Genomic DNA, 8084 nt, shown 5'->3' on the forward strand with positions numbered 1-8084 from the left:
TTTCACTCTCCTTGACAATAAACATACATCAAGTTGGAAGGTGATACAAATGAATGAAACTGCTCAATTAAACTTTGCGCTTGCAGACGTACTGCAGGTGTTTGACCCTTATAAAGCAGGAGAAGGATTTTACGATACAGAAATGGCGGATGTGATTTATGCGGTTCACCGGGAGGACGATGCTGAAAAGCTGGCGGCAGAGATTCGCCGCATTTATGAGCATTCGTTTGATGCTCCGATGCCGGGAGGAGATCCTATTCATCTCGCAAAAAAACTGCTTTCTATTAAACAAACCATTTCTTGCTCTTTGTGAAAAAACACAAATATAATCGTAATTTTTAGTGAGGTACACAAACCGTTTCGTTTTTTGCTATAATGAGCCATGTAGCTTTTGATATCGTTGAGGAGGATTCGTAATGAAGCTGAATGAAAAAGAAGTGGAAATTCTGGAAATTCTGCAAAAAGACGCACGGTTTGAGGCAGCGGACATTGCCAAAATGATCGGTACGTCAGAAACTGAAGTCGCGGAGACGATTCGCCGCCTGGAGGAAGAAAAGGTGATTGTTCACTATGCCACACTTGTTGACTGGGCGAAGATGGACAATTTCACAGGTGTAACGGCGATGATCGACGTGAAAGTCACGCCGAAACGAGGTGTCGGTTTTGACGAAGTGGCAGAACGGATTTACCGCTTCAAAGAAGTCAGCTCTGTTTATTTAATGTCAGGGGTTTATGATTTATCGGTAACCGTTGAAGGGCAGTCCATGAATGAAATTGCCCGCTTTGTTTCTGAAAAATTATCTACGCTTGATTCAGTCGTTTCCACAACTACTCATTTTCAATTGAAAAAATATAAGCATGATGGCAAGATTTATGCATCAAAGCGTGAAGATAACCGAATCGTGGTGTCGCCATAATGACACTCACTAAAAAAAGTTATGTTGCAAAGTCTGTGGAAAAAATGCGCCCGTCCGGTATCCGGAAATTTTTTGACCTGGCTGCGACAATGGAAGGAGTTGTTTCTCTCGGTGTAGGAGAGCCCGACTTTGTCACTACATGGTCTGTACGGGAAGCTGCTATCAATTCATTAGAGCGAGGCTTCACCTCTTATACGGCGAATGCCGGTTTAATAGAACTGCGGACAGAGATCGCCCGTTATATGGCAGACCGGTTTCGAGTAAGTTATTCTCCGAAAGAAGAAGTGATTGTTACGGTAGGGGCAAGTCAGGCACTCGATATTGCGATGCGTGCGATTATTGACCCAGGTGATGAAATCATTGTGGTAGAGCCTTGCTTTGTGTCTTACGCTCCCCTGGTAGAGTTGACAGGCGGTCATGCTGTAACGATTGGCACAACGGGAGAGACCGGCTTTAAACTGCAGCCGGAGCAGCTTGAAGCAGTGATTACCCCGAAAACGAAAGCCGTTTTGCTTTGCTATCCAAATAACCCGACCGGCACACAGCTGGACCGGGAGGATCTTGAAGCGATCGCTTCGATTGTGAAAAAACACGATTTGCTTGTAATTGCAGATGAAATATACGCAGAGCTGGCATACGATCAGTCACACACATCGATCGCATCACTTAGTGGAATGCGAGAGCGGACGATTTTAATTAACGGCTTTTCCAAAGGGTTTGCCATGACCGGCTGGCGGCTTGGCTTTACATGCGCGCCCGAAGAAATCTCACGGGCCATGCTGAAAATTCATCAATATACGATGATGTGTGCTTCTACACCTGCACAGTATGCAGCCGTCGAAGCTTTGCAGAACGGAATGGCGGACGTGGAAAGCATGAAAAAAGATTACCGGCAGCGTCGTAATTACATGGTGCAGTCGTTTAAAGAAATCGGTCTTGACTGTCATTTGCCGGGCGGTGCTTTTTACGTGTTTCCATCCATTCAATCAACAGGTTTAACTTCTGAACAGTTTGCCGAAGGGCTGTTGCTTGAAGAAAAAGTCGCTGTAGTGCCGGGCTCCGTGTTCGGTAAGGGAGGGGAAGGGTACATTCGTTGTTCCTATGCATCCTCTATGAGCCAGCTGCAGGAAGCCATCAAACGAATTAGCCGCTTTTTAGAGAAGCAGAAAAGAAGTGCCGTGTAAACGGCACTTCTTTTTTTGTTAAAAAACCGGTAGATAATGTTATGTCAATCAAAAGTGTGATATAATATCGCGACGCATAAAACAAGAAACCACAAAAAAACTGGAGAGATTTGATGGAACCAAAATTTGAACCGGGACAAATTGTGACCGGGAAAATTACCGGCATCCAGCCATATGGTGCATTTGTAGCGCTGGATCATGGCCGTCAGGGACTTGTCCACATTTCGGAAATTACCCATGGATTTGTCCGTGATGTCCATGATTATTTAACGGTGGGCGATGAAATTACGGTAAAAGTGCTATCGGTAAATGAAGACGAAAGCAAGATCAGCTTGTCGATCCGGGCAACAGACGAAGGGGGCCGAAACCATCGGCGCGGTATTCGCATTGATGATGACGGAGACGGTTTCCATCCACTACAGGACAAGCTGCAGGAGTGGATCGAGCAATCAATGAAAGAAGAACGAAAAAAAGGGTGACGGATTGCTTGCGAATCATCCTTGCACCGGCGTAAAATGAAAATGAAAACGGAAGCAAAAAGCAAGATTGAAAAAATGAGAATAAAAGAGGCGAAGGTACATGGCTGAGAACTTAAACTTATTCACATCAACCCAGAATGTCATTAAAGAAGCGCTGACAAAACTCGGTTACACAGAAGAAATGTACGAGCTGTTGAAAGAGCCGCTCCGGATGATGACGGTGCGCATTCCGGTGAAAATGGATGATGGATCGGTTAAAATTTTCACCGGCTACCGGGCGCAGCATAATGACGCACCTGGCCCGACAAAAGGCGGAGTCCGCTTTCACCCTGAAGTCAATGAAGAAGAAGTGAAAGCGCTATCGATGTGGATGACGCTAAAAGCTGGCATTGTAGATCTTCCATATGGCGGCGGAAAAGGCGGCGTTGTATGTGATCCTCGTCAGCTGTCTATGCGTGAAATTGAGAATATCAGCCGTGGCTATGTTCGGGCGATCAGCCAGATTGTCGGCCCGACAAAAGATATTCCAGCTCCGGATGTGTATACGAACTCCCAGATTATGGCCTGGATGATGGATGAATACAGCCGGATTCGTGAATTTGATTCACCTGGATTTATTACCGGAAAGCCGCTCGCACTTGGAGGATCACATGGCCGTGAAAAAGCGACTGCCCAAGGTGTAACGATTTGTATTCACGAAGCTGCTAAAAAGCGAAACATTGATATTAAAGGCGCTCGCGTGATCGTTCAGGGATTTGGAAACGCCGGAAGCTTTTTATCGAAATTTATGCATGATGCCGGAGCGAAAGTCGTTGGCATTTCAGATGCGTATGGCGGACTTTATGATCCGAACGGTCTCGATATTGACTACTTATTAGATCGCCGTGATAGTTTTGGAACGATTACGACACTGTTTGATAATACAATTACAAACCAGCAGCTTTTAGAGATGGAGTGTGATATTTTGGTGCCGGCGGCTATCTCAAATCAAATTACCGCTGACAATGCACATAATATTAAAGCATCCATTGTAGTAGAGGCGGCAAATGGACCAACAACGCTTGAAGCAACAAAGATTTTATCAGAACGCGATATTTTGCTTGTTCCAGATGTTCTGGCAAGCTCTGGTGGTGTAACGGTATCTTACTTTGAATGGGTGCAAAACAACCAGGGCTACTATTGGACGGAAGAAGAAGTAAATAAAAAATTGCATGACAACTTAACAAAAGCATTTGATAATATTTATGAAGTTGCGCAAACACGCGGTGTCAATATGCGTCTTGCCGCCTACATGGTCGGCGTACGCCGCGCGGCAGAAGCTTCCAAGTTTAGAGGATGGGTATAAACCGGCTGATGATCAGCCGGTTTTTTTATGCCTCAAGGTCAATCAGTTGAAAAACAAACAGCTTCTTTCGCATAATGAAAAAGAAAAGGAGCTGAAATAAATGAATCAATTTGTGTATTGGAATCCGGTAAAGTGGATTTTCGGTAAAGATACGGCGATGCAATTACGGGATAATGTTGCTCCGTTTGGTGAAAACATCCTTCTCGTTTATGGAGGCGGCAGCATTAAAAAAAGCGGTCTTTACGATGAAGTCATTGAGCAGCTTGACGGCTTTAATATTACGGAGCTTTCCGGTGTAGAACCGAACCCTCGCCTTTCAACGGTCAAGCGCGGTGCAGAACTGTGCCAGGCAAATGATGTTTCTTTTATTCTTGCGGTTGGAGGCGGCAGTGTGATTGACTGTACCAAAGCGATTGCAGCAGCCGCAAAATTTGAAGGAGATCCATGGGATTTTATTACACGAAAAGCCACTGTGGAAGAAGCGCTCCCATTTGGAACAATTTTAACCCACGCAGCGACTGCTTCTGAAATGAATTCGGGATCCGTTATTACAAACTGGGATACAAATGAAAAACTTGGGTGGGGAAGCCCGCACACCTTCCCGAAATTTTCTATTTGTGATCCGAAATGGACATTAACGGTGCCGCGTGACCAAACCATCTATGGGATCGTAGATATGATGTCACATATGTTGGAACAATACTTCCACAACGCAGAAGAAACCGATGTGCAGGATCGTTTAATTGAAGGGACAATGAAAACACTCTTAGAAAAAGCATCGGCGCTTATGAATAACCTTCAGGATGAAAAGCTGCGTGAAACAGTAATGTTTGCCGGCACGCTTGGGTTAAACGGTATGCTGCAAATGGGGTACCGCGGCGACTGGGCAACCCATAACATTGAGCATGCAGTGTCAGCTGTGTACGACATACCGCATGGCGGCGGCCTGGCGATTATTTTTCCAAATTGGATGAAACACAATATCGATGTGAAACCGGAACGCTTCAAGCAGCTCGCCGTACGTGTTTTTGATGTAGACCCAGAAGGGAGATCAGATCGCGAAGCAGGCTTGGAAGGGATCGAAGCACTTCGTACATTCTGGACATCGATCGGAGCTCCGTCACGCCTTGCTGACTACGATATTGATGACAGCCGTCTTGAGGAAATGGCGGAAAAAACGTTATTTAATGGTCCATTTGGGAATTTTACTAAATTGGACCGGGAAGACGTAGTCGCGATCTTACGTGCATCACTTTAACCGGGCAGAATTAAGCCCGGTTTTTCCTTGTTTTTTTCCTTGCGAAACCGCGTACAGTCGTATACAGTTAAGTGGAAAAATACCGTTTAGATGGAGGGTAATGAAGAATGACGCATATTAAGTTTGATTACTCAAATGCACTGCCTTTTTTCGGAGAACATGAAATCGATTATTTAAAAGACGCTGTAAAAGTAGCTCACCATTCTTTGCATGAAAAAACAGGCCAGGGAAGCGACTACCTTGGGTGGATCGACCTTCCGGTTGATTATGATAAAGAAGAATTCGCCCGTATTCAAAAAGCAGCCGGAAAAATCCGCCAGGACTCTGATGTTTTAGTGGTAATCGGTATCGGCGGCTCTTACCTTGGCGCCCGTGCAGCAATTGACATGCTGAACCACAGCTTCTACAACGTGCTTTCATCTGAAAAGCGCAACGGCCCGCAAGTATTCTTTGCCGGAAATAACATTAGTTCTACATACATGAGTGACCTTATCGAAGTGCTGGAAGGAAAAAACTGGTCGATTAACGTTATTTCCAAATCCGGTACTACAACAGAGCCGGCACTTGCATTCCGCTTGTTCCGTGACCTGCTTGAAAAACAATATGGAAAAGAAGAAGCGAAGAGCCGTATTTACGCAACGACGGACAAAGCACGCGGCGCTTTAAAAACCGTTGCGGATGAAGAAGGATACGAAACATTTGTTATTCCTGATGATGTCGGCGGCCGTTATTCTGTTTTGACAGCCGTAGGCCTTCTGCCAATTGCAGCAGCAGGGGCGGATATTGAAGCCATGATGCAGGGAGCGCGCGATGCTCGTGAAGCGTATAGTTCGTCTGAACTTCAAGAAAATGAAGCGTACCAGTACGCAGCAGTTCGTAATATTTTGTACAACAAAGGCAAAACAATTGAAATGTTGATTAACTATGAGCCAGGGCTTCAATACTTCTCTGAGTGGTGGAAGCAGTTATTTGGTGAAAGTGAAGGAAAAGACTTTAAAGGTATTTATCCGTCATCTGCCAATTTCTCAACAGATCTTCATTCATTGGGCCAATATGTGCAGGAAGGGCGCCGCGACTTGTTTGAAACCGTTGTTCGTGTTGAAAACCCGCGTAAATCCTTAACGATTGAAAAAGCAGAAAATGATCTGGATGGGTTAAATTACCTGGCAGGTGAAACAGTAGACTTCGTGAATAATAAAGCATTTGAAGGCACACTTCTTGCTCATACGGATGGCGGTGTACCGAACTTAACCGTTTCTATTCCAGCTATGGACGCGTACACATTCGGCTACACAGCTTATTTCTTTGAAAAAGCATGCGCAATCAGCGGCTACCTTCTTGGTGTGAATCCATTCGACCAGCCGGGCGTAGAAGCATATAAAGTGAATATGTTTGCGCTTCTTGGCAAACCAGGTTTTGAAGAAAAGAAAGCTGAGCTTGAAAAACGACTTCGCGGGGAATAATTCCCCCGAAGTTTTTAAAAAAAGACTTGCATTAACTGAAAAAATCTTTATAATTTAATCTAGACGCTAAGAAATACATATATCTTAAAAACGGGGGCTTAGCTCAGCTGGGAGAGCGCTTGCATGGCATGCAAGAGGTCGTCGGTTCGATCCCGATAGTCTCCATACATTGATGAATGAAAAGCTGTTCCAATTGGAACAGCTTTTTTATTGTTTAAAAGAAGAGGAAGTCTGCTTATGTGCTTTCAAGCTCAACAGATTGCACATGGGGAATTTCAGATAAGGTATAATAAACTTCTGTAGTTCATCTTTTGAAATATACACCTGCGGTAAAAACTAGTAAATGAGTATGGCGTTTTTCATCATATAAAATACGAATTTCTTTAACGGAAATTTTGCCTTTTTCTACGTCTTTTAAAATTTCTTCAACATGAATGATGCGAGGCAGTTCTTAATTTAATGTACAGGTCTTTCTCCTGGAGGCGGCTTGGACCGGCAAACCGAAGAACAACAGGCAGCATTTCTACAGCCAGGATAATAAGGATTGCACCTGCAAGTGCCGCCGCATAAAAGCCAGCACCGACAATAATACCAATACATACCTGCAGCGCCCCAGCTCATGGCCGCGGTCGTTAAGCCGGAAACGGTGTCATTTGCCCGGTGCAGGATTACACCTGCACCGAGAAAACCAATGCCGGAAACAATTTGGGCGGCTAATCTCAAAGGATCCATGGTCACATTTATATCGGCATCTCCATGATAAAGATAAACAGATTCCACTGAAACAGCGGTTAACAGGCAGCTGATAACGGAGATCATAATGCTTGTTTTTAAGCCGACCGGCTTGCTTTTTAATTCGCGTTCTAAGCCTATAATGGCCCGAGTCCGCCGGATAACCTAAGCTTAAGCAGTAAAGAAGTATCAATTATCCATTCCATACAATCTGCCGCCTTCCTATAAAGGAGAGTCTTTAGGTGTTTGTTTCGTATTATACAGGATAAGTAATTAAACGTGAGTTTCTTTTCAGTTTGAAAAAGAAGAAAACATTCTTCTTAAAATACTTGCATAAAGATAAAGAGTTATGATATATTATTTTTTGTCGTTAGCAGTAAAAAACAAATTGCTTACAAGTTTATTTGGAAAATGGATTGCTAAATTCGTTTAATATGTTATAATAATAAATGTCGTAAAAAAGTCAGGCGGCAATAGCGAAGAGGTCACACCCGTTCCCATCCCGAACACGGCCGTTAAGCTCTTCAGCGCCGATGGTAGTTGGGGGTTTCCCCCTGTGAGAGCAGGACGCTGCCTGGTGATTTACTTATTACATATGTGGAGGATTAGCTCAGCTGGGAGAGCATCTGCCTTACAAGCAGAGGGTCGGCGGTTCGATCCCGTCATCCTCCACCATTTATGCCGGTGTAGCTCAATTGGTAGAGCA

General features: G+C 44.4%; 7 protein-coding genes, 2 tRNA genes, 1 rRNA gene and 1 pseudogene. 10 read left to right on the forward strand and 1 reads right to left on the reverse strand.

Annotated features, from left to right (window positions below):
• Positions 1-49 precede the first annotated feature (49 nt).
• The 8 genes from RIN81_RS07495 to RIN81_RS07530 all read left to right on the forward strand — a co-directional run bounded on the left by RIN81_RS07495 (position 50) and on the right by RIN81_RS07530 (position 6811).
• On the forward strand, positions 50-313 hold the full coding sequence (locus RIN81_RS07495) for a DUF1871 family protein (protein WP_309088884.1): 264 nt from the start codon (positions 50-52) through the stop codon (positions 311-313).
• Positions 314-416: 103 nt separating this feature from the next.
• Complete coding sequence (locus tag RIN81_RS07500; protein WP_251269732.1) at positions 417-917, forward strand: Lrp/AsnC family transcriptional regulator; 501 nt, start codon at positions 417-419, stop codon at positions 915-917.
• A complete protein-coding gene (locus tag RIN81_RS07505) occupies positions 917-2101 on the forward strand; it encodes an aminotransferase (protein ID WP_309088886.1) in 1185 nt (394 codons plus the stop codon). Before RIN81_RS07500 ends, RIN81_RS07505 begins: the two co-directional genes overlap by 1 nt.
• A 113-nt stretch (positions 2102-2214) precedes the next feature.
• Entirely contained in the window at positions 2215-2580 is a 366-nt protein-coding gene (gene yugI, locus RIN81_RS07510; RefSeq protein WP_050183036.1) for a S1 domain-containing post-transcriptional regulator GSP13, read from the forward strand.
• A gap of 100 nt (positions 2581-2680) precedes the next feature.
• Entirely contained in the window at positions 2681-3925 is a 1245-nt protein-coding gene (locus RIN81_RS07515) for a Glu/Leu/Phe/Val family dehydrogenase (RefSeq protein WP_251269730.1), read from the forward strand.
• Positions 3926-4025: 100 nt separating this feature from the next.
• Positions 4026-5183: an iron-containing alcohol dehydrogenase gene (locus RIN81_RS07520; RefSeq protein ID WP_309088889.1), complete on the forward strand. Its 1158-nt coding sequence runs from the start codon at positions 4026-4028 to the stop codon at positions 5181-5183.
• A gap of 107 nt (positions 5184-5290) precedes the next feature.
• Positions 5291-6646, forward strand: coding sequence for a glucose-6-phosphate isomerase (locus RIN81_RS07525; RefSeq protein ID WP_309088891.1), 1356 nt, complete (start codon positions 5291-5293; stop codon positions 6644-6646).
• Positions 6647-6738: 92 nt separating this feature from the next.
• Positions 6739-6811, forward strand: a tRNA-Ala gene (locus tag RIN81_RS07530).
• Positions 6812-6881: 70 nt separating this feature from the next.
• Here RIN81_RS07530 and RIN81_RS15805 read toward each other — a convergent pair.
• Positions 6882-7584: pseudogene (locus tag RIN81_RS15805) on the reverse strand (MgtC/SapB family protein).
• Positions 7585-7841: 257 nt separating this feature from the next.
• On the opposite strand from RIN81_RS15805, the gene rrf reads away from it, so the two are divergent.
• Positions 7842-7957: ribosomal RNA gene (gene rrf, locus RIN81_RS07540) — 5S ribosomal RNA — on the forward strand.
• A gap of 20 nt (positions 7958-7977) precedes the next feature.
• Positions 7978-8053, forward strand: a tRNA-Val gene (locus RIN81_RS07545).
• The last annotated feature ends 31 nt before the right edge of the window (positions 8054-8084 follow it).

Origin of the sequence: Domibacillus sp. (assembly GCF_031181085.1) — a bacterium.
GTDB lineage: Bacteria > Bacillota > Bacilli > Bacillales > Domibacillaceae > Domibacillus.